The following is a 17,814-nucleotide window of genomic DNA, read 5'->3' on the forward strand; positions in this document are numbered from 1 at the left end:
TTTTGCCTCCAATCTCCAAAACTTATGCCCGGTTGCCGCCGGGCTCTTTTTTGGCCTGCCGGGGCGGGAAATTCGCCTCGGTCAGGCCAAAACTCTCGAAGAGATCGCTCATCGCCTGGTGCTGCGGACTGCGGCGATAGATGGCGAGCCCTTCACGATCCGTTGTGCTGACGTCGTCGCCGGCATCGATCCGCGCCTCGATGCGCAGCCAGTGGGCATGGATGCGGCGGTCGTCCGTCTCGCGATAGATCTCGCTCTCGCGCATCAGCTCGACGACCTGCGCCTGCGTGCGCTGCAGCTCGGCCACGTCTTCGCGCTGCACCGGCTCCGGCTGAGCCGGGATCTCGGGACGCAGCACCTGGTCGAGCGTCACGCCACGCTGGTGCTCCAGCTCGATGTGGGTGACCTTCTGGCCGGTTTTGGCCTCGATCTTCTGAGCCAGGCGCGTGACCTGAGCCTGCTCGCGCTTGGCGCGGGCATCGGCCAGGAAGCTGTCGGGCATGTAGGGCGTCGCATTGCCGTCTTTCTCGGCGACCGCCAGCAAGCGGCCCTCCAGGTCGTGAACCCACACCCGCGAGTCGTCGCGGACGTCGTAGCCGACCTGGACCTGCGTGCCGGCGTCGTAGGCGCCGAGCGCCAGGGCGAAGTAGCGGCGATTCCAGAGGCGCACCTCGCCGCGCTGGACGGTGCGAAGTGTGCGCGGGCGCAGGGTGTGGTCGAGCATTTCCGGGTCGAGGGTTTCGGGCGTCCAGCCCTGGTCGGTCGCGTGCTGCCAGAGATCGGCCGGCGACAGCCCGTGCAGACTGCTGTGAATGCGCGCGTTGTACTCGGCGACGGTGCGCTCGATCTCGGCGACGAAACGGTCCCAGGTGATGAGGGCGGCGCTGTGGCCTTTGCCCTGCAGATCCGCGCGCGTCAGCTTGTGGATCTTGGTCGAGGCTTCCGGGTCCATGTCGGCGCCGATATAGGTCGGCAACCGCTTGGCGAGATCCACATAGATGCGATGCACGCGCTCGATGGCACCGCGTGCCTGTGAGCGATAGGGCAGCGATGTGGTGAACACCACGCCCAGCTGCTCGAGCACGCCGGCGACGGCCTCGTTGTCGTAGCCTTTGCCGTTGTCGACATACAGCACGGCGGGGATGCCGCTGTCCTTTACGCCATAACGCAGGGCGTCGAGGACGGCCACGGCGCTCTCCGCCAGCTCGACCGACCAGCCGACGATGCGGCGCGTGCGAATGTCCAGGTATGTGGTGATCTCGGGACGGAAAGCCTTCCCGGTGTAGAAGGGATGTTGCACTTCGGCGTCGAAGGTATGGCCGTCGGCCGTCCAGACATCGTTCGGCAGCAGATCCTCGAATTTGCGGCGCTTGAACGGCAGTTTCTTGATGATCTCGCGCGGCCCCATGCGGCCTTTCTCGCGGGCATCGACGGACAGCTTGCTCAGGAATCTGCGCACCTGGTGGATGCTCGGCACCTCATCGGCTGCAGCAGCTGCAACGAACTGCCGGTAGGCATCCTCGACGCTGGGCTTGGTCGGGCGCTGGTAGAATTTCAGGAATGCAGGCGCCCAGGGTGGAACCGCCATGTCTTTCTGGCGCCGACCGGGCACGAGACCAGCCTCGCCGAACGTCTGATGCTGGCCATACCAGCGCAGCAGGGTGCGGGCGCTGATGCGGTGGCCGTCCTTCTGGTGATCGTTGGCGACGCGGGCGACCTCGATCAGATCCTGCGCGGCGCGGTGGCTCAACAGATCGGCCAAGCCTCTGCAGGCGCTGGTCAGGCTGTTGTAGGTCTGCTCGGACAGCGAGCGTTCGATCAGGCGGATGAGGCGCACACGCGCCTGAGCGATTCCGCGCTGCTCGTCGGTGATTGCAGCAGTGCGTTTGACGGCGATCGCGGTCGTTTTCTGATTCGGTTCGGCGGTGCTATCGCGGGCGACGAGCTGCATGCGCGCTGCCGGCGGCAGTGAGGCGATCGCGTATTCCTTGCCGCCGCCTCGGCCTTCACGTTTGCGCGTCTTCCAACCTTCTGATCTGGCGCGCGTGTTGATGCCCTGAACCGTGCCAGGGAGGCCAGCAAGTCCGCGCAACTCCGCCGCGCTGTACCAGCTGTCTGTCATTCGTCGTCGTCCTCGAACAGCGCCAGTTCGGGCTGCGCCGAGCGCTCAACGTTTTCGCGATGCCAGGCGAGCTTGCTGAGCAGCTCGGTCAGGGCATCGGATGTATCCTCGGGCGATGCTTCGCCGCGGTAGAACTTCATCAGTAGCGACATGGCTTCGGCCGAAGCCAGCTGCAGGTCGCCGACTTCCTGCTCGGTCGAGCCTTTGCCGCGCGGGATATCGATCAGGAGCTTGTTGGAACCAGCGGCGATGTATTGCGTCAGATAAGTCGCGCGGCCTTGCGGATCGCAGGCGTACTCGAAGGGGCGGATACGGTCGGACGGCATCGAACCTTTCGCCATCCATTTGTAGATCGCCCATTCGGATGTGCCCATCAGCTCGGCGACGCGCGCGACGGATCGGTTGTGATGCGCGATGGCGAAGTCGAGGCATAGCCGGATCGCTGCCGGCTGGCTCTTGGCGCGGACTCGTTTCCAGTTCAGCGCCTTCATTGGAAACGCCTCGTAGGGAGGGCATCCAAAAAGAAGCGCTGCCTGCTCTGGTTGAGCGAAACAGCGCGCGATAGGCTGACGACATTGATGTGGAGGTGAACGAACATGCCCTGTCTCCTGAACTCGTCGCTTATGCCGCCTTCGATTGGCGTGCGTTATGATTCGGGTAACGGCTTGGCCATATCTGAGCCGGCTGCTTGCCGATCGCATCGGCGATCAGCCGCTCGGCTTTGGGCCAGCGTTTATGGAGCGCTTCCTTGAGAGAGGTGGGTGCGTAACCGTGATGTGTTGAAAGCCTTCTCAGGCTCCAGCCAGCCTTTCGCAGGGCAGCCACCACATCTGCAGGGTGCCAGTCCAATTGGGCTGCTTTTTTTGACCGCTTGGAAGTGCTCATGGGCTTAAAGATAGCCCTATTAGGCTTTATGAGCAAGCACAAATAGCTCTTTCAAGTTTAGTAAACGACCTTATAGGGCGTTTTTTCTCTTATTACAAAGAGATACGTGCCATGAAAGACGTCAAGAAACTTGAAAGTCTACTTTCAAGTTACGGAATAGAGCTTGAAAATAGCTTTTCTGCGCGAATGAACTTCTGCGCGGAATTGGTAGGCAACCCATCTGCGTTAGCTAAGGCTGCCGGGATTGCCCAAAGCACTATCCGGCCTTACTTCAGTGGGCGAGAGCCGGGCAGGCCGCACCTCATAGCGATCGCTGAGGCCGCAGGCGTTTCAGTTGAATGGCTGGCCACTGGGAAAGGGTCCGTTGAGGGCTATGTGAAAGGGATGCCTGACTCTACATTTACTGTTAGAGAGGATGTCCCTAGTTATTCAGAATCAGGAGATTTCGCTCTTGTGCCGCTTTATGATGTTCGGGCAGCGGCAGGGCATGGCTCAATGGTTGAGCTAGAAAAAGTCGTTGATTATTTGGCATTTAAGCGAACTTGGCTGCACCGAGAACTTGGCGCTTCGGCATCGGATTTGTATCTTATCTATGTGTCCGGCGAGTCGATGGAGCCAACGCTTAGAGCCGGCGACGTGATCCTCATAGATCGTCGCGCTGCAGCCGATGTGCCCCACGATGGCATCTATGTAATGCGCATGGATAGTTCGCTGCTCGTGAAACGCTTACAGCGCCTTCCTGGGCGCCGCGTGAAGGTGTCGAGCGATAACCAGGCTTATCAGCCATTCGAGCTGGCGCTTGATAATGGTGCAGATGATCTGGCCATCATCGGGCGTGTCGTTTGGACCGGGCGCCGAGTGTGACAAACAACCCGCAAAACGGCCCCGTTTGATGGCGCGCCGTGCAAAATCCCTTTTCCGGCCCCGCGCCGTCAAACGAGCCTAAAATATGCCTCAAACCCGCGCCAATCCTTGTTTGTCCCGCTTCATCGCGGTTCTTCCCTAATCCTTTGTGTGCGCCAAACATCCCACAAGGTCACACGTGCGCGACGACCGGGCCCGCATGAACCCTTGCGTGCACAGACCGGCAACCAGCCCCCAGAAGGCCGCTCCGACTCCGAACAGCGTCAGTCCCGATGCGGTGACCAGAAAGGTCACCAGGGCCGCCTCTCGATCGCGATCGTCGCCGAGCGCAACATGAAGACCGTGACCGAGCGTGCCAAGCAGGGCGAAACCCGCGAGCGCGTACACGAAGGCGTGCGGCAGGGCGGCAAACAGCCCCGCGATGGTCGCCCCGAACAGGCCCGCGATGATGTAGAAAATACCGCCTGAGACGGTCGCCAGATAGCGCCTGCCTCGGTCGCTACCGGCTTCCTCGCCCACGCAGATGGCGGCAGTGATGGCCGACAGATTGAATGCGAAGCCGCCGAACGGCGCCAGCAGCAACGTGGCCAGACCAGTCACGGTCAGCAGCGGCGATATCGGCGTCTGATAGGCGTTGGCGCGCAATACGGCGAACCCGGGCAGATTCTGCGAGGTCATGGTCACCACGAACAGCGGAATGCCCACGCTCACGAGCACGGGGATCGAGAAGCTCGGCCACACGAAATGCGGCCGCGCCAGTGCGAGATGCAGCGCGCCGGGGTGCAGCTGCCCGCCGATCGCGACGCCGAGCAGGCCGACGCAGAGGACCAACGGGATGGCATAGCGGGGAAACCAGCGCCTGCCGACGAGATAGGTGAAAAACATCCCGGCGACCAGGGCGACATCCTGATGCAGCGCGGAAAAGGCCTGCAGGCCGAACTGTAGCAATATGCCCGCGAGCAGGGCCGCGGCGAGGGCGCGGGGAATGTGCCGGATCAAGCGCTCGAACAGGCCGCTGGCGCCGACCAGCACCACCAGCAGCGCACTGAACAGGAAGGCGCCGGTCGCCGCCCCAAGGTTGAGGCCGTCGAGCCCCGTGACCAACAGCGCCGCACCTGGCGTCGACCATGCGGTGAACACCGGCTCGCGGTAGTACAGCGAAAGCCCGATGCTGGTGCCCCCCATGCCCAGACCCAGCGCCAGAATCCAGGAGCCGACCTCAGCCGGATTCGCCCCGGCCGCCTGCGCCGCCTGGATGACGATGACCACCGAGCTGGCGAATCCGACCATGACGGCGACAAACCCGGCGCTGACATGTGAAAGCTCGGGTAGCAAGCGTCGGATCTGTCTGGACATGACGGCAACCTCGCAGGATGATGTGCGTTATGACGCATAGCAATTTCAGCCTAACATTGTGCGTTATCACGCACAACATGGATTGCGACGAGGGCGACGGCGCATGAATCAAGCCATGTCGGATGACGGCGGGCACGCGGCGCACGAAGCGATCGCCGGACGACTCAGGAACCTGCGCCGGAAACGTGGCTGGAGCCTGGACCGGACGGCTGCCGCGACCGGAGTCAGCAAGGCCATGCTGGGTCAGATCGAGCGCGGGGAATCGAGCCCGACGCTGGCGACGCTTTGGAAAATCGCAACCGGTTTCGGGCTTTCGATATCGAGTCTGATCGCTCCGTCCGAACGTATACCCGGCACCGATATCGGTCGCCAGGGAGCGCTGCCCGTCTGGTCGGACGGGCAGCTGCAGATCAAAACCCTGTTCCCATTCGATGCCGCTTTGGGGTTCGAATGGTTCGAGCTGACCTTGCCACCGGCCGCCACGCATCTCTCTGAGGCGCACGAGAGCGGCGTGCTCGAACATGTGCTGGTGCTAGCAGGCACATTGTCCTTGCTGATCGACGACCGCTGGGTGGCACTGTCGACAGGGGATACGGCGCGCTTTGCCGGCGACGCGGCGCATGGCTACCGCAATACCGCGGAGATGCCCGCCGTGTTCCATAATCTCATCCATTACGCGCCGGGCACGCATCATGATGGTTGAGGTCGGCCGAACTTGCCGCAGTGCGTACGGAACGGGCGGCATGCGTGAGCGACTTGCCTGCGCGGTCGGACAAACTGTCGCCACGCGAACTGGCTATGCTATGAGGCAGCTCCGGCTACGAAAACAGGGAGGGCCCCGCTAATCGCTTCCGACCGCAGTGCTGTCCACGCGCAGGCCGCCGCCTCCAGACGGGCGGCCCTGCTGTCGGCCGCACGGCGCTTAGCCCTAATACTGGCCGCGCTGACAGCCGCCGTCATCCTGCTGGCCTGGGAATTACCCGCGCTGGCCGTCCTGCTGTGCGTGGCCGGCATCGCCCTGGCGCGGCGCCATCGCCGCCACGCGGCGCTGGCCGGCATGCTGGTGGTCGCGCTCACGCTGTTCGCCCTGCTCGGCCACGCCAGCGGGCAGCCGCTGTGGGTGAACACCGTCTTGATGTCACACAATGCAGACGGCGTGCCCGGCCCGATGTCGATCCAGTCGGCGCTGTTCTTTCTGATCATGGGGCTGGCGCTGAGCCTGCAGGGGCAAACGCTGCGCGCCGCCAGCCGTATCGTCGACGCATGCGTGGGCATACTGCTGATCATGGCGCTGACGATTCTGGCCGGCTATCTGTTCAATGCCAGCGCGTTTTTCGGACAGTCTGCGGCCATCCGCACATCGCCGCAGACCTTGTTATGCATGACCCTGCTGGTGTTTTCGCTGTTCGAACGTCGAACACGCAATGGCATCTACGCAGTGCTGGTGGCCCCCGGCATCGGCAGTCAGTTCGCGCGGATGGCCTTGCCTTTCGTGCTCGTCGTGCCCTTGTTGATCATCACCGCCGGCACCTATCTGACGGCAAGCGGCTGGCAGTCCGATGCCTACTCGACGGCAACCATGGCAGTGGTGCTGGCGGCGGCATTGATGGTCTTCGTGATGCTCGCCGCGGCGAAGATCAACCAAACGGCCGCGACGCTGACGGATACCGAAAGCCAGCTGCGCCTGTTGCTGGATTCCGCCGGCGAGGGCATTTACGGACTGGATCGCGAAGGCCGGACAAGCTTCGTCAATCCGGCCACCTGCGACATGCTCGGCTTCACCGCCGAAGAACTGCTCTGCCAGCCGTTTCACGAGTTGGTACATCATCACCGGAGCGACGGCTCCTCTTATCCGCTGGCAGAATGTCCCATGTCCAAGGCGCTCGAGGACGGCCAAGTACATCGCGTCGGCAACGAGATGTTCTGGCGCAAGGATGGCAGCAGCTTCCCGGTCGATTACGTGACCACACCGATACGCAAGGAAGGCGTCCTGATGGGAGCCGTGGTGATTTTCAACGACGTGACCGAGCGCGTGCGCAACGAACGCATGAAGGACGAATTCGTGGCCGTGGTCAGCCACGAGCTGCGCACGCCGCTGACCTCCATCAAGGGCGCGCTGGGACTGCTGGCGAGCGGCCGCCTGGGTACGCTCACGCAGGACGGCAAGGACATGGCGAACATCGCCTACGACAATACCCAGCGCCTCGAACTGCTGGTCAATGATTTGCTCGACATCAACAAGATCCAGCTCGCCGAGACGCAGTTTCAAATGCACGCGGTCGACCTGCATGCCTTGATCGTCAAGGCCCTGGATGCCAACCGGCCGTATGCCGAAAAATTCGCGGTCGAATTCGCTTGGCTGCCCGCGACCGAGGACGGGATTTACGTGCGCGGCGACGAACACCGCCTGATCCAGGTGATGAGCAACCTGCTGTCGAATGCGGTCAAATACTCGCCGCGGGGCAGCCGGGTAAACGTCTCGACGCAATGCGTGGATCATACGGTACGGGTCAGCGTGCGCGATCATGGCCCCGGCGTGCCGCTCGGCTATCGGCCGCACATCTTCGAAAAATTCTCGCAGGCGGACAGTTCAGAAACCCGCGCGCGGGGCGGCACCGGGCTCGGGCTGGCGATCTCCAAGGCGATCGTGGAAAAACACGGCGGAAACATCGGATTCGAGAGCACCCCGGGGCAGGGCGCCACCTTTCACTTCGACCTGCCGCTGTCCGACGTCACGCGCAAAACGGCCTGACGTCCGGCACCGGCCTGGATACACGCGACCCGGAGCCTGGATGTTCGGTACACACGATCTTGCACTATTCATGCTTGCCGGCCTGCTGCTGAACGCCACGCCCGGGCCGGACACGCTGTACATCAGCGGCCGCAGCCTGCAACAGGGCTGGCGTGCCGGCGCAATGGCGTCTCTCGGCGTCGGCGCCGGCTGCCTGATACACACGACAGCCGCGGCCATCGGCCTGTCCGCGCTGATCGCCGCGTCCGCGACCGCCTTCACCGCGATCAAGATCCTCGGCGCCGCCTATCTCATCTACATGGGCATCGACCTGATGCATGCGCCGGCGCCGAGCGGCACCGAGCGCGGTCGGCCAGCCGTACCGGCGGGGCTGTGGCGGGCGTTCGCCCACGGTTGTCTGACCAATGCGCTCAACCCCAAGGTCGCTCTGTTTTTCCTGGCGTTTCTGCCTCAGTTCGTGACGCCGGGCGCGCCGAACAAGGCCTTGGCCTTCCTGTTCCTCGGCCTGTTGTTCAACCTGACCGGCACGCTGTGGAATCTCGGCGTGGCCATCACCGTCGCGCGATTGGGGTCTGGCTGGCAGCGACATCGCCTCCGAATCTGGCTTAGCCGTCTTCTCGGTGGCCTGCTGGTACTGGTCGGCGTGCGCCTGATTTTCGTGGTTCCGCGCTGAGCCTGGCTGATGTCGGCGGTCGCTGTGCTACCATCGCGCGCCATGTCCATCGCTACCGTGCACGTCGCGGCTACCGCCGCGCGGGAACCGCGTGTCTGAATCCACTCCGCCGCCGCTGGCGCCGCGCTACTGGGCCGGCTGGCTGCTCGTCGGGCTGATCCAGCTCGGCCACTGGCTGCTGCCGAGGCGCCTGCGCCGCGCCGCCGGACGCGCCCTGGGAGGACTTGCCTGGCATTTCAACCGCACCCCGCGCCGCGTGGCATTGACCAACCTGGAGCGCTGCCGGCCCGATCTGGATACGGCTGCGCGCGAGGCCTTGCTGCGCGAGCATTTCCGGCTGATGGGGCAGGGGGTTTGGGATTACCCGCTCGCCTGGTTCGGCGGCCGTCGCCGCCTGGCGCGCGAAGTGGCGATCGAGGGCCTCGATCATCTCAAGCGCGCACGTGCAGCCGGGCGTCCGGTCATTCTGATGGTCGCGCACACCGCCGCACTCGACATCGCGCCGCCGCGGCTGGCGATGGAGGTGCCGATGGCCGGCCCCTACAACCCCTTCGGCAACGTCCTGGCCGACTGGCTGATCAACCACGGCCGCAGCCGTTTCGGCAACACCCCGATCTCCCGGGAATCCGGCTTGCGCGGGTTGTTGCGCGCACTGCGCGACGGCGGCGTGCTGTATTACCTGGCGGACGAGGATTACGGTGCGGAACGCTCGGTGTTCGTGCCGCTGTTCGGACAGATCAAGGCGACACTGCCGATCATCGGCCGCCTGGCCGGTGCCAGCGGCGCGGTGGTGCTGCCGACGATGACCGTCTACGATGCGGAGATGGCGCGCTATCGCGTGATTCTCGACCCGCCGCTGGCGGACTTTCCCAGCGGCGACGCCGCCCTGGACGCACGGCGCATGAACGAGGCGCTGGAGTCGCAGATCACGCGCTATCCGGCCCACTACCTCTGGACGCTGAAGCTGTTCCGCACCCGCCCGCCGGGGGAGGCCGGCTGGTATTGAACGACGAGGCTACTCGCGCCGCAGAATGCGGTCGACGAGGGTGTTGAACCAACGATTGCTGCGAAAACTCGAACGGATGTCTTCCTGGCGATATTCGCTGCGGATCCAGGCTTCGAGGCTGATGCCGCTGACCCGTCGCGCGGCCTCGTAGCGCTCGAAGAAGTGATCGAGCAGACCGGTACGGGCATGGCGATAATGCCAGTAAGGCCACAGCCGAAGCTGATGCGTACGGTCCAGCGGCACGCCTTCCATCCAATGCAGATACAGCGTCGCCATGAAACCCGCGCGGTCGGCCCCGGACATGCAGTGGAACAGCGCGGGATACTCGATCTCGGCGAGCAGTCGCTTGACCTCCAGCAGCGCTTCCGGGCGGTGCGTGTCGCGCGAGAACAGGCGCACATCCACATGCCTGACGCCCTCGCGTGCGCACAGCTCGCGTTCGAGGGCCAACGTCGGCGTATCGATGGGCCCGCGCAGATTGACCACCGTGCGCAGGCCGTCGCGGCGGATGCGCCTGACCAGCGTCCAGGGCGGCAGCTGCCCCGAACGGAAGGCGCGCTGGCCGACGCGATGATAATTGGTGGTGAGCAGGATGCGTACCCAGCCGTGTTCGTGGATCAGCGCGTGCCAGTATGCCCACAGGCGCTGACGCGGGCTGAGCGTTGTGGGTTGCGGGTCCGGCATGATTCTGCGGTGCTTGGTCGGCCGCCTAGTTTACGTGAACTCGCCCCCGGGCGGGCCCGATTTATCGGACAACGAGGCGATGTGCGGATGAAATGGGAAATTCTCGACAAGGTCCAGTGTTTCAAGGGCTTCTACGAACTGGTGCGATACCGTGTGCGTCACGCCCTGTTCGCCGGCGGCATGGGGCAACCGATCACCCGTGAGCTGATGATCCGCGGGCAGGCGGCCGCGGTACTGCCCTACGATCCGGTGTCCGACCGGGTCTTGCTGGTCGAACAGTTCCGTATTGGCGCCATCGATTCGCCGCACGGCCCGTGGCTGGTGGAAATCGTAGCCGGGCTGGTCGAGCCAGGCGAACAGCCGGAAGCGGTGGCCCGCCGCGAAGCCCTGGAGGAGGCTGGCTGCACGCTGCGCGAAATCGAGCCCATCTGCGAGTACTACTCCAGCCCCGGGGGCAGCACGGAACGGGTCAGTCTGTTTGCCGCACGCATGGACAGCGACGGCCTGGGCGGCATCCATGGACTGGCCGAGGAGGGCGAGGATATCCGGGCCTTCCTGATGTCGGCCGACGAGGCGATCGATCAGATGCGGCGCGGGTTGATCGACAATGCGATGAGCATCATCGCCTTGCAGTGGCTGGCGCTCAATCGCGAGCGCTTGCGCGCGCAGTGGCGCTAGTGGGTGTTTGAGGCCGGATCGCTGTCTTCCCGCTGGGCGCGGAAGGCGACCTGATTCGCGGTGTTGATGTTATGCAGGATGTAGGTCTTGATGTTGCCGAGAAATTCATCCATCTCGGCATCCTTGCCGAGGTTGCTGTCGATGGTCGCCACCACCTCGCCCAGGGTCTTGCTCAGATGGTCGGCCCGCGCCATTTCGCGTGCCGCGTAGCGGGCGAGGCGTTCCTCGCGCTCGGCGGTGCCTGCGGCATTGCGGGTGTGATTCTCGATAATCGTCTGCCAACGGGGCTTGGCGCTGCTCATGCGGCATAATCCTTGAGACTGAAAATCGGCAAGCCGCAGTGTAGCAGGCAACGACGTATGCCGTCGGCGCCCAGGCCGCCGGTCGTCACCCATATGCGACACCTCGGCGTATAATCCAGCCGCGCGCGGCAGCGCCCATCACACGAGCGGAAGACGGCACGACGCCGTCCACAGGAGACCCAGCATGAGCCTGACAGATCTGGAGGCGAGCTATCGGGAGATACTCGCGACCACCGGCGAACCGCTCGAACGCGACGGATTGCGCGACACCCCGCTACGCGCCGCCAAGGCCTTCGAATTCCTGACCCGCGGATACCGCCAGACCCTCGACGAGGTCGTCAACGGCGCCCTGTTCGACTCAGACATGGACGAGATGGTGGTGGTGCGCGACGTCGAGCTGTACTCGCTGTGCGAGCATCACGTGCTGCCGTTCATCGGCAAGGCCCATGTCGCCTACCTGCCGCAAGGCAAGGTGCTCGGCCTGTCCAAGATCGCGCGCATCGTAGACATGTTCGCGCGCCGGCTGCAGATCCAGGAAGGGCTGACCCGGCAGATTGCCGAAGCCGTACAGGAGGTCACCGGGGCCACCGGCGTCGGCGTGGTGGTCGAGGCGCGCCACCTGTGCATGATGATGCGCGGCGTGGAGAAACAGAACTCCAGCATGACCACCTCGGTGATGCTCGGACAGTTCCGCAGCAACCCCGACACCCGCGCCGAATTCCTGCGCCTGATCCGCGGCTGATCGCGAGTCCTCCGCGCGAGCCGGCGATGACACGTCCCCGTGTCGGCATCAGTAGTTGCCTGCTCGGTCATGCGGTACGCCATGACGGCGGCCACAAGCGCGATCCTTATCTTTGCGAGGTGTTGGCCTCGGTATTCGAGTGGGTGCCGCTGTGTCCGGAGACGGCCATCGGCCTGGGCACCCCGCGGCCACCCATACATCTGCGCCGATTCGGCGAACGCATACGCGTGGTCGCGGTCGATGACCCGGCGCTCGACGTCACCGATGAACTGGCCGCAGAGGCCGCGCGCAGCCTTAAGACGGAGGCCCCGCTGGCCGGTTATGTACTCAAGCAGGCGTCCCCGAGCTGCGGCTTGCACGACGTCCGCGTGCACGACCGCGCAGGCGCCAAGCCGATACGCGAGGGCCGGGGCGGATTCGCCGCAGCCCTCTCGCGACTCGCCCCCCTGCTGCCGCTTGCCGAGGAAACTCAACTGCACGATCCGCGCCTGCGCCAGCACTTCATCTGGCGCACGCTGGCCTATCATCGCTGGCTGCAACTGGCGGACGCCGGCATGCAACCACGCGATCTCGTCGATTTCCATACCCGGCACAAATACCTGCTGATGGCGCACGCTCAGAACGCCTACCGGCACCTGGGTCGATTGGTTTCCCAGGCGGGAAGCACGGATTCTTTTGATGATTTATCAGAAAATTACATTGAATATTTCATGTCGGCCATGAAGACTCCCGCGAGTCCAGGCGAGCATGCGAACGCCCTGCAGCACATGGCGGGCTACTTCAGCGACCGCATCGATGCCGCCGATCGCGCCGAGCTGACCGAAACCATCGAGGCCTGCCGCCACGGACAGCTTCCGCTGGCCGTGGCCGTCGCCCTCCTGCGCCATCACCTGAGGCGCCACCCCCAGGCACATCTGGAACGACAGCTCTACCTCGACCCGATCGCCCTGGTATAAGTGCTGCCCTTGAAGCTGCGGGGTCGCGCGGAGTCTCTGAAGCGCGGTCGGCACGCCCGCGCGTCAATGCCGCCCCTCTGGACAGCGGCAATCAGGCGCCGGAAGAACAGACCGCCGTGCGCGCTTCACGCAGCTTGCGGCGGTCCGAATAGCCGATGTAGAGCGCCAGCGTGCCGACCACGACGGCGCCACCGACGAACATGGCGGCGGTAGGCTTTTGCCCCGTACCCAGCCAGACCCAGGCAGGGCCGAGCACCGTTTCGACGAGCATGACCAGGCTGACGTTGGCGGTCGCCGTATATCGCGTGGCCATGGAAAGCAGGAAAAATGAAACCGGCAGGATGAGCACACCGGTGACGATAACGGCCCATAGGTGGCCATGCCATGCGGCGGCGGGACCGACCATGCCAAACGAGATAGCACCGGCAAGTAGCGCGCCGCCGCCGTTGGCGAGCAGTATCGGTACCGCCGGATTGCGCCGCAGCGAGACGAAGTTGAGCGCGACGCACAAGGCCACGGCCAGTCCGGCGACGGCACCGATCAGTGCCTCGCGTCCACCCAGCACCGCCTCCGGCGCGTCGCCGAGCACGGCGATGCCGATCCCGCCCATGACCATCACCATGGCCAGCCATGTGGACGCGTGCGTGTCCTCGCCCATCAGCAGGAAGGCAAGGATCGCGGAAAACACGGGCACGGTGGCAACGCCGAACAGGACGATCGGGATCGGCGCCTCGGCGATGCCGAAGCTGAACAGAATGGCGCCGGCGAACTGGCACAGCACCACGGTCAGGCCGCCGCTCGAGAAGAGTCCGCGCATGTCGCTGCGCCAGTCGCGTCGCCGAAAGACGAACCAGGCGGCGATGAATACGAAACCCATCAGCATTCCGCGCCAGGCGACCATTTCCAGCGCACCCATTCCGGACCAGCGCATGAACAAGGTGTCGGGCGTAAGGACCAGTGCGCCGCAGAGGGCGATGAGGAGACCGAAGCTCGGATGACGTGTCATGCGGAAAGGTTGCCGTGCCGTTGCCGATCAGGCTGCGCAGCGTACCTGTTCGGCCGCGGGATCGCCACCCGACCGGTCCAGGCATGGACGGCCGACACCGAGCGGCTGCACGGTCTTCAGTGCAGTGGCGGCGGGCGCAGGCCGGCAATGGGCCAGCGCGTCACCTTGCCGCTGTGCGTGTCGACCGCGACCAGGCGGTTGGCATTGGTATCGGCCACGATCAGCTCGTGCGGCCCGAGTACCGCGAGGCCGCCGGGCTGTGCGAGGCCGGTGGCCAGCGTGGTCACGGTCTGCGTCTGGAGATCCAGACGGCGGATGGCGTCGTTGAAGGTGTCGGCGATGTACAAACTGCCATTCGCATACGCAAGCCCCTGATCATGCTGCAGCAGGGCGCTGGACGCGGGGCCGTTGCGGAGGCCGAAATCGAACAGGCCGCGACCGATCAAGGTGCGCACATGCAGATCCGCCAGCTGCACGGCACGCACGGCGGACGACTCGGGGTCGGCCACGTACAGCCGGCCGCCGTGGTAGGCGAGGCCACTGCTCTGCGCGAAGCTTGCCTGTGCCGCCGGGCCGTCGGCGATACCTTCGGCACCGCTGCCCGCGACCGGGCCGATGCGCTGCGTGCGCAGGTCGAGTTTCCACACCTGGTGGTCACCCGCCATCGCGATATACAACTCGTCGCCAATCCGCTCCAGCCCCCAGGGCGAATTGAGCGGCACGCTGCGCGCCCGGTGGATACCCACGACGCCGTATTCCTGGCGGCCGTCGCCCGCCACGGTGGTGACAGCGAAGGTCTTCAGATCGATCCGGCGGATCAGCTGGTTGCCGGTGTCGGCGACATAGAGGGCGTTGTCGTCGAATGCGAGTCCCTGTGGGCTATCGAAACTGGTCCGAGCGGCCGGGCCGTCAACCGCCCCCGCCTTGCCATTACCGACGACCCGGACAACTTTGCCAGCACGGTCGAACAAGACGATGCGATTGTGCCCGGTGTCCGAAACCGCGACATATTGCGCGTCCACGGCGACCTTGCCCGGCTGCAGCAGCGGCGTATCCGGTACCGGCAGGGGCTTGAGCGGCAACGATTGGGCGGTGTTCAGGCTGCCGTCGCGGCGGGCCTCCGCCAGGGCCTGCAACACGGCCTTGCGAATATGGGCGTACTGGCCCTCGCCAATGAATTTGTTGATGACCTTGCCGTCCGGCCCCAGCAGCACGAAGGTGGGCCAGGCGAATACGCCGTACTGGCGCCACAGTCGCATCTGCTTATCGGTGACCACGGGATGGTCCAGATGATAGCGGCGGATGAAACCGTCAATGGCGTCCACACCTTGCGAGGCCTTGAATTTGGGCGAATTGACGCCGATCACGAGCAGGCTGCCGCCAAATTCGCGTTGCAGCCTTGCCGTGCCGGGCAAGGTGTGGATGCAGTTGATGCAGCCCGGCGTAAAGAAATCCAGCAACACCAAACGCCCCTTGAGGTCGGCGGCGGTCAGCGGCCGGCTGACGTTGAACCAGGGCGCGCCCGCGGGAAATTCGGGGCCGGCAGCATTCGCCGGCCGGATGGCGAGCAGAGCCGCCAGCACGGCGAGCGTGGCCGCCATCCACAAGACCGCGGACGAACGGCGTGCGTGGCGACGGACGGCAATTGAGTGTATCGGTGCGATTTCGGTCATGGCGCGTTGTGCGGCTTGTTCGAGTGGGGACGGTTCGGGCTGCCGCACCACCAGCGTCGCAACAGCGCATCGACCGACAGTGCGCCGGGGCCATGCAGCAGCGTTGCCAACAGCATGATGCCCCAGATCTTGTGATCGACGAATCCGGTCGCCCAGAGCGCGGGGTAGGAAATCACGGCCACTATGTTATAGACGAACAGGAAGCCGGCCGTGAAACGCGTGAAAAGACCGAGCGCGAGCAGCACCGGGAAACCGAGTTCGATGCCGGTGGCGAGGTAGGCTGCCACTTCGGGTGGCAGCAGCGGGACGTGGTACTCGTACCGGAAGAGGTAGAGGGTCGAATACATGCTTTGAATCTTGACCATGCCCGCGCGCCAGAACACCTCGGCGACCCAGAGCCTGATCAGCAGATCGGCCAGCGGGGCCGCCTTGTCGAGCCACTGCGCGATGCGCGCGTAGGCTGCGGTGGACTTGTCGAGGATCATGAGGATTCTCCCGCGTCGGGTGCGACGAAGAGGCCGAGTTCGAGCAGCGCGGGCAGGCGTTCGGCGAGGTCGAACCCGGGATGAGCCGCAAGCGTTGCCGCCAGGGCGTCGGACAGGCTCGATCCGGCTGCAAGACCGCTCAGCCAATGGTGATCGGGCGGGTCCAGCGCGAGTACGTAGACCTCGTCCTCCGGCCGCGCGACCAGCAGATGCGCCGGTGGCAATGTATCGAGATCGAGAGTGCCCTGCCGTCGTTCCGGGTCGAGGGCAAAGCCCCAGATTTCCGCCACCGGGTAAGGTGAATGCAGAAGCCGCGCCGCGGGGATCAGCGACAGCTCCGGCTCGCGGGCGGCGGCGATCCGTGCTAGACCGGCCGGGTCCAGCGCGCGTGCCTCGGCGGCATGGAAACAGCAATGCCAGGCCCATTCGAGTCTCGCGACATCCGGCAGATACGGCAGGCCGGCCGCCGCATCGAAGCGGGCGATGAAATCGGCCAGCTCGGCGCCGAAATCGCGCAAATCGCCGCTGCGGGAAGGGTGGTGCTCGCGGTAATGCGCTGCCAGCGCGGCGAAGAAGTCTTCGCCGACCAGTTGCTGCACCGCGGGATAGATGCCGGCCAGCGCCTCTGTCTGGGTGATCGCGGTATTGTTGCGGTAGACGGCAAGGCGCCGTGCCGGGTCGAGCACGCCGTCGCGCAGGCCGACCGAGCCCGCGCGCGTGGGGTCGGTGAGTGCGGCGGCAAAGGCCGCCTGGCATTCAGCCAACTTGGGCATGGCGCACCTCCGAAAGGTGGCGTTCGGCGACCGCCGCTTCGGCCTCAAGCACCGCCAGCGGCGGCAAATCGGCGTCCCATTCGATGAGCGTGGGGCGCGGCCCCAGCCGTTCGAGGGTCTCGCGATATAGCTGCCAGACTGCCTCGCACACGGGCTGGTCGTGGGTATCGATGAGTATGACCTGGCCGTCGTCAAGCATGCGCCGGGTATGGCCGGCAAGGTGGATTTCGCCCACGCGCGCGGCATCGACCGCGTTCACGAAATCGAGCGCCGAATAACCGTGGTTGCAGGCGTTGACGTAGAGATTGTTGACGTCGAGCAGAATGCCGCAGTCGGCGCGCTCGGCAACCGCGTTGACGAATGCCCACTCGCTCAGTCGCGAATCCTCGAATTCGAGATAGCTGGAGACGTTTTCGACCAAAATCCGGCGCCCCAGCGCATCCTGCAGCTGGCGGACGCGAGCGGCGACGTGATCGACGGCTTCCTCGGTGTAGGGCAGGGGCAACAGATCGTTAAAATGCTGACCGGCATGGGCGTTCCAGCACAGGTGTTCGGAAATCAGCGCCGGCTGCACGAGCCGGACGAGGCGCCGCAACCGCTCGAGATGATCGTCATCCAGCGGCGCGGCATTGCCGAGACCGAGCCCGACGCCATGCAGACTGATCGGATAGCGCTCGGCCAGCACCCGCAGATTGCGCAGCGGGCGTCCGCCGGGGCCGAAGTAGTTTTCGCTATGGGCTTCCAGCCAGGCGGCCTGCGTGCCCGCCTCGACGATTTCGCGTTCGTATTCGGCGCGCAGACCAACCCCGGCCTTCGCCGGGATCGGAGCGCCTGCGTTGGACGAGGGCGCGTTCATG

General features: G+C 64.7%; 19 protein-coding genes. 8 read left to right on the forward strand and 11 right to left on the reverse strand.

Annotated elements, in window-relative coordinates; all coding sequences use genetic code 11:
- Window positions 1–22: 22 nt before the first annotated feature.
- From THPRO_RS02725 to THPRO_RS16190, 3 genes are all read right to left on the reverse strand, one after another.
- Window positions 23–2,122 carry a DNA-binding protein gene (locus THPRO_RS02725; RefSeq protein ID WP_065089173.1) on the reverse strand — a complete coding sequence of 700 codons (2,100 nt, stop codon included), beginning with the start codon at window positions 2,120–2,122 and terminating at the stop codon, window positions 23–25.
- Window positions 2,119–2,613: a hypothetical protein gene (locus THPRO_RS02730; RefSeq protein ID WP_038086495.1), complete on the reverse strand. Its 495-nt coding sequence runs from the start codon at window positions 2,611–2,613 to the stop codon at window positions 2,119–2,121. The genes THPRO_RS02725 and THPRO_RS02730 overlap by 4 nt, the downstream gene beginning before the upstream one ends.
- A gap of 130 nt (window positions 2,614–2,743) precedes the next feature.
- Complete coding sequence (locus tag THPRO_RS16190) at window positions 2,744–3,007, reverse strand: helix-turn-helix domain-containing protein (RefSeq protein ID WP_082954386.1); 264 nt, start codon at window positions 3,005–3,007, stop codon at window positions 2,744–2,746.
- Between the two features lie 111 nt (window positions 3,008–3,118).
- Between THPRO_RS16190 and THPRO_RS02735 the strand changes: the two genes are divergently transcribed.
- Window positions 3,119–3,871: a S24 family peptidase gene (locus THPRO_RS02735; RefSeq protein WP_065089174.1), complete on the forward strand. Its 753-nt coding sequence runs from the start codon at window positions 3,119–3,121 to the stop codon at window positions 3,869–3,871.
- Window positions 3,872–4,009: 138 nt separating this feature from the next.
- Here THPRO_RS02735 and THPRO_RS02740 read toward each other — a convergent pair whose 3' ends face one another.
- On the reverse strand, window positions 4,010–5,227 hold the full coding sequence (locus THPRO_RS02740; RefSeq protein WP_065089175.1) for a benzoate/H(+) symporter BenE family transporter: 1,218 nt from the start codon (window positions 5,225–5,227) through the stop codon (window positions 4,010–4,012).
- Window positions 5,228–5,330: 103 nt separating this feature from the next.
- Between THPRO_RS02740 and THPRO_RS02745 the strand changes: the two genes are divergently transcribed.
- The 4 genes from THPRO_RS02745 (at window position 5,331) to THPRO_RS02765 (ending at window position 9,658) form a co-directional block, all read left to right on the forward strand.
- Window positions 5,331–5,930: a helix-turn-helix domain-containing protein gene (locus tag THPRO_RS02745; protein ID WP_236717235.1), complete on the forward strand. Its 600-nt coding sequence runs from the start codon at window positions 5,331–5,333 to the stop codon at window positions 5,928–5,930.
- 300 nt (window positions 5,931–6,230) lie between these two features.
- A complete protein-coding gene (locus tag THPRO_RS02755) occupies window positions 6,231–7,979 on the forward strand; it encodes a PAS domain-containing sensor histidine kinase (protein ID WP_065089177.1) in 1,749 nt (582 codons plus the stop codon).
- Between the two features lie 40 nt (window positions 7,980–8,019).
- Window positions 8,020–8,652 carry a LysE family translocator gene (locus THPRO_RS02760; RefSeq protein WP_038086505.1) on the forward strand — a complete coding sequence of 211 codons (633 nt, stop codon included), beginning with the start codon at window positions 8,020–8,022 and terminating at the stop codon, window positions 8,650–8,652.
- 91 nt (window positions 8,653–8,743) lie between these two features.
- Window positions 8,744–9,658, forward strand: coding sequence for an LpxL/LpxP family acyltransferase (locus THPRO_RS02765; protein ID WP_065089178.1), 915 nt, complete (start codon window positions 8,744–8,746; stop codon window positions 9,656–9,658).
- A gap of 9 nt (window positions 9,659–9,667) precedes the next feature.
- Here THPRO_RS02765 and THPRO_RS02770 read toward each other — a convergent pair whose 3' ends face one another.
- Window positions 9,668–10,342 carry a tyrosine-protein phosphatase gene (locus THPRO_RS02770; protein WP_038086508.1) on the reverse strand — a complete coding sequence of 225 codons (675 nt, stop codon included), beginning with the start codon at window positions 10,340–10,342 and terminating at the stop codon, window positions 9,668–9,670.
- Between the two features lie 87 nt (window positions 10,343–10,429).
- Here THPRO_RS02770 and THPRO_RS02775 point away from each other — a divergent pair, with 87 nt between their 5' ends.
- Window positions 10,430–11,020, forward strand: a complete 591-nt coding sequence (locus THPRO_RS02775) for an NUDIX domain-containing protein (RefSeq protein WP_038086510.1) — start codon at window positions 10,430–10,432, stop codon at window positions 11,018–11,020.
- Here THPRO_RS02775 and THPRO_RS02780 read toward each other — a convergent pair.
- Window positions 11,017–11,322 carry a hypothetical protein gene (locus THPRO_RS02780; protein ID WP_038086513.1) on the reverse strand — a complete coding sequence of 102 codons (306 nt, stop codon included), beginning with the start codon at window positions 11,320–11,322 and terminating at the stop codon, window positions 11,017–11,019. The genes THPRO_RS02775 and THPRO_RS02780 overlap by 4 nt on opposite strands.
- A 184-nt stretch (window positions 11,323–11,506) precedes the next feature.
- Here THPRO_RS02780 and folE point away from each other — a divergent pair, with 184 nt between their 5' ends.
- The gene (gene folE, locus THPRO_RS02785) at window positions 11,507–12,064 is read left to right on the forward strand and encodes a GTP cyclohydrolase I FolE (protein WP_038086515.1); all 558 of its coding nucleotides are present in this window, start codon (window positions 11,507–11,509) and stop codon (window positions 12,062–12,064) included.
- Window positions 12,065–12,090: 26 nt separating this feature from the next.
- Window positions 12,091–13,020 carry a YbgA family protein gene (locus THPRO_RS02790; RefSeq protein ID WP_065089179.1) on the forward strand — a complete coding sequence of 310 codons (930 nt, stop codon included), beginning with the start codon at window positions 12,091–12,093 and terminating at the stop codon, window positions 13,018–13,020.
- A 91-nt stretch (window positions 13,021–13,111) separates the two neighbouring features.
- Here the strand turns inward: THPRO_RS02790 and THPRO_RS02795 are convergent, their stop codons facing one another.
- From THPRO_RS02795 to bufB, 5 genes are all read right to left on the reverse strand, one after another.
- The gene (locus tag THPRO_RS02795) at window positions 13,112–14,026 is read right to left on the reverse strand and encodes a DMT family transporter (protein ID WP_038086520.1); all 915 of its coding nucleotides are present in this window, start codon (window positions 14,024–14,026) and stop codon (window positions 13,112–13,114) included.
- 116 nt (window positions 14,027–14,142) lie between these two features.
- Window positions 14,143–15,699, reverse strand: a complete 1,557-nt coding sequence (locus tag THPRO_RS02800; protein ID WP_082954388.1) for a thioredoxin-like domain-containing protein — start codon at window positions 15,697–15,699, stop codon at window positions 14,143–14,145.
- Complete coding sequence (locus THPRO_RS02805) at window positions 15,696–16,184, reverse strand: DoxX family protein (protein WP_082954389.1); 489 nt, start codon at window positions 16,182–16,184, stop codon at window positions 15,696–15,698. The genes THPRO_RS02800 and THPRO_RS02805 overlap by 4 nt, the downstream gene beginning before the upstream one ends.
- Entirely contained in the window at window positions 16,181–16,957 is a 777-nt protein-coding gene (locus THPRO_RS02810; protein WP_038086523.1) for an HvfC/BufC N-terminal domain-containing protein, read from the reverse strand. The genes THPRO_RS02805 and THPRO_RS02810 overlap by 4 nt, the downstream gene beginning before the upstream one ends.
- Window positions 16,941–17,813 carry an MNIO family bufferin maturase gene (gene bufB / locus THPRO_RS02815; RefSeq protein ID WP_038086528.1) on the reverse strand — a complete coding sequence of 291 codons (873 nt, stop codon included), beginning with the start codon at window positions 17,811–17,813 and terminating at the stop codon, window positions 16,941–16,943. The genes THPRO_RS02810 and bufB overlap by 17 nt, the downstream gene beginning before the upstream one ends.
- Between the last annotated feature and the right edge of the window lies 1 nt (window position 17,814).

Origin of the sequence: Acidihalobacter prosperus, from assembly GCF_000754095.2 — a bacterium.
GTDB lineage: Bacteria > Pseudomonadota > Gammaproteobacteria > DSM-5130 > Acidihalobacteraceae > Acidihalobacter > Acidihalobacter prosperus.

Bases quoted from the DNA above. Each gene is read 5' to 3' on its own strand.
- THPRO_RS02790 (WP_065089179.1), top strand. From the start codon at position 12,091: ATGACACGTCCCCGTGTCGGCATCAGTAGTTGCCTGCTCGGTCATGCG.
- THPRO_RS02810 (WP_038086523.1), bottom strand. From the start codon at position 16,957: ATGCCCAAGTTGGCTGAATGCCAGGCGGCCTTTGCCGCCGCACTCACC.
- THPRO_RS02730 (WP_038086495.1), bottom strand. From the start codon at position 2,613: ATGAAGGCGCTGAACTGGAAACGAGTCCGCGCCAAGAGCCAGCCGGCA.
- THPRO_RS02735 (WP_065089174.1), top strand. From the start codon at position 3,119: ATGAAAGACGTCAAGAAACTTGAAAGTCTACTTTCAAGTTACGGAATA.
- THPRO_RS02745 (WP_236717235.1), top strand. From the start codon at position 5,331: ATGAATCAAGCCATGTCGGATGACGGCGGGCACGCGGCGCACGAAGCG.
- THPRO_RS02740 (WP_065089175.1), bottom strand. From the start codon at position 5,227: ATGTCCAGACAGATCCGACGCTTGCTACCCGAGCTTTCACATGTCAGC.
- THPRO_RS02775 (WP_038086510.1), top strand. From the start codon at position 10,430: ATGAAATGGGAAATTCTCGACAAGGTCCAGTGTTTCAAGGGCTTCTAC.
- THPRO_RS02805 (WP_082954389.1), bottom strand. From the start codon at position 16,184: ATGATCCTCGACAAGTCCACCGCAGCCTACGCGCGCATCGCGCAGTGG.
- bufB (WP_038086528.1), bottom strand. From the start codon at position 17,813: ATGAACGCGCCCTCGTCCAACGCAGGCGCTCCGATCCCGGCGAAGGCC.
- THPRO_RS16190 (WP_082954386.1), bottom strand. From the start codon at position 3,007: ATGAGCACTTCCAAGCGGTCAAAAAAAGCAGCCCAATTGGACTGGCAC.
- THPRO_RS02795 (WP_038086520.1), bottom strand. From the start codon at position 14,026: ATGACACGTCATCCGAGCTTCGGTCTCCTCATCGCCCTCTGCGGCGCA.
- folE (WP_038086515.1), top strand. From the start codon at position 11,507: ATGAGCCTGACAGATCTGGAGGCGAGCTATCGGGAGATACTCGCGACC.
- THPRO_RS02800 (WP_082954388.1), bottom strand. From the start codon at position 15,699: ATGACCGAAATCGCACCGATACACTCAATTGCCGTCCGTCGCCACGCA.
- THPRO_RS02725 (WP_065089173.1), bottom strand. From the start codon at position 2,122: ATGACAGACAGCTGGTACAGCGCGGCGGAGTTGCGCGGACTTGCTGGC.
- THPRO_RS02760 (WP_038086505.1), top strand. From the start codon at position 8,020: ATGTTCGGTACACACGATCTTGCACTATTCATGCTTGCCGGCCTGCTG.
- THPRO_RS02780 (WP_038086513.1), bottom strand. From the start codon at position 11,322: ATGAGCAGCGCCAAGCCCCGTTGGCAGACGATTATCGAGAATCACACC.
- THPRO_RS02770 (WP_038086508.1), bottom strand. From the start codon at position 10,342: ATGCCGGACCCGCAACCCACAACGCTCAGCCCGCGTCAGCGCCTGTGG.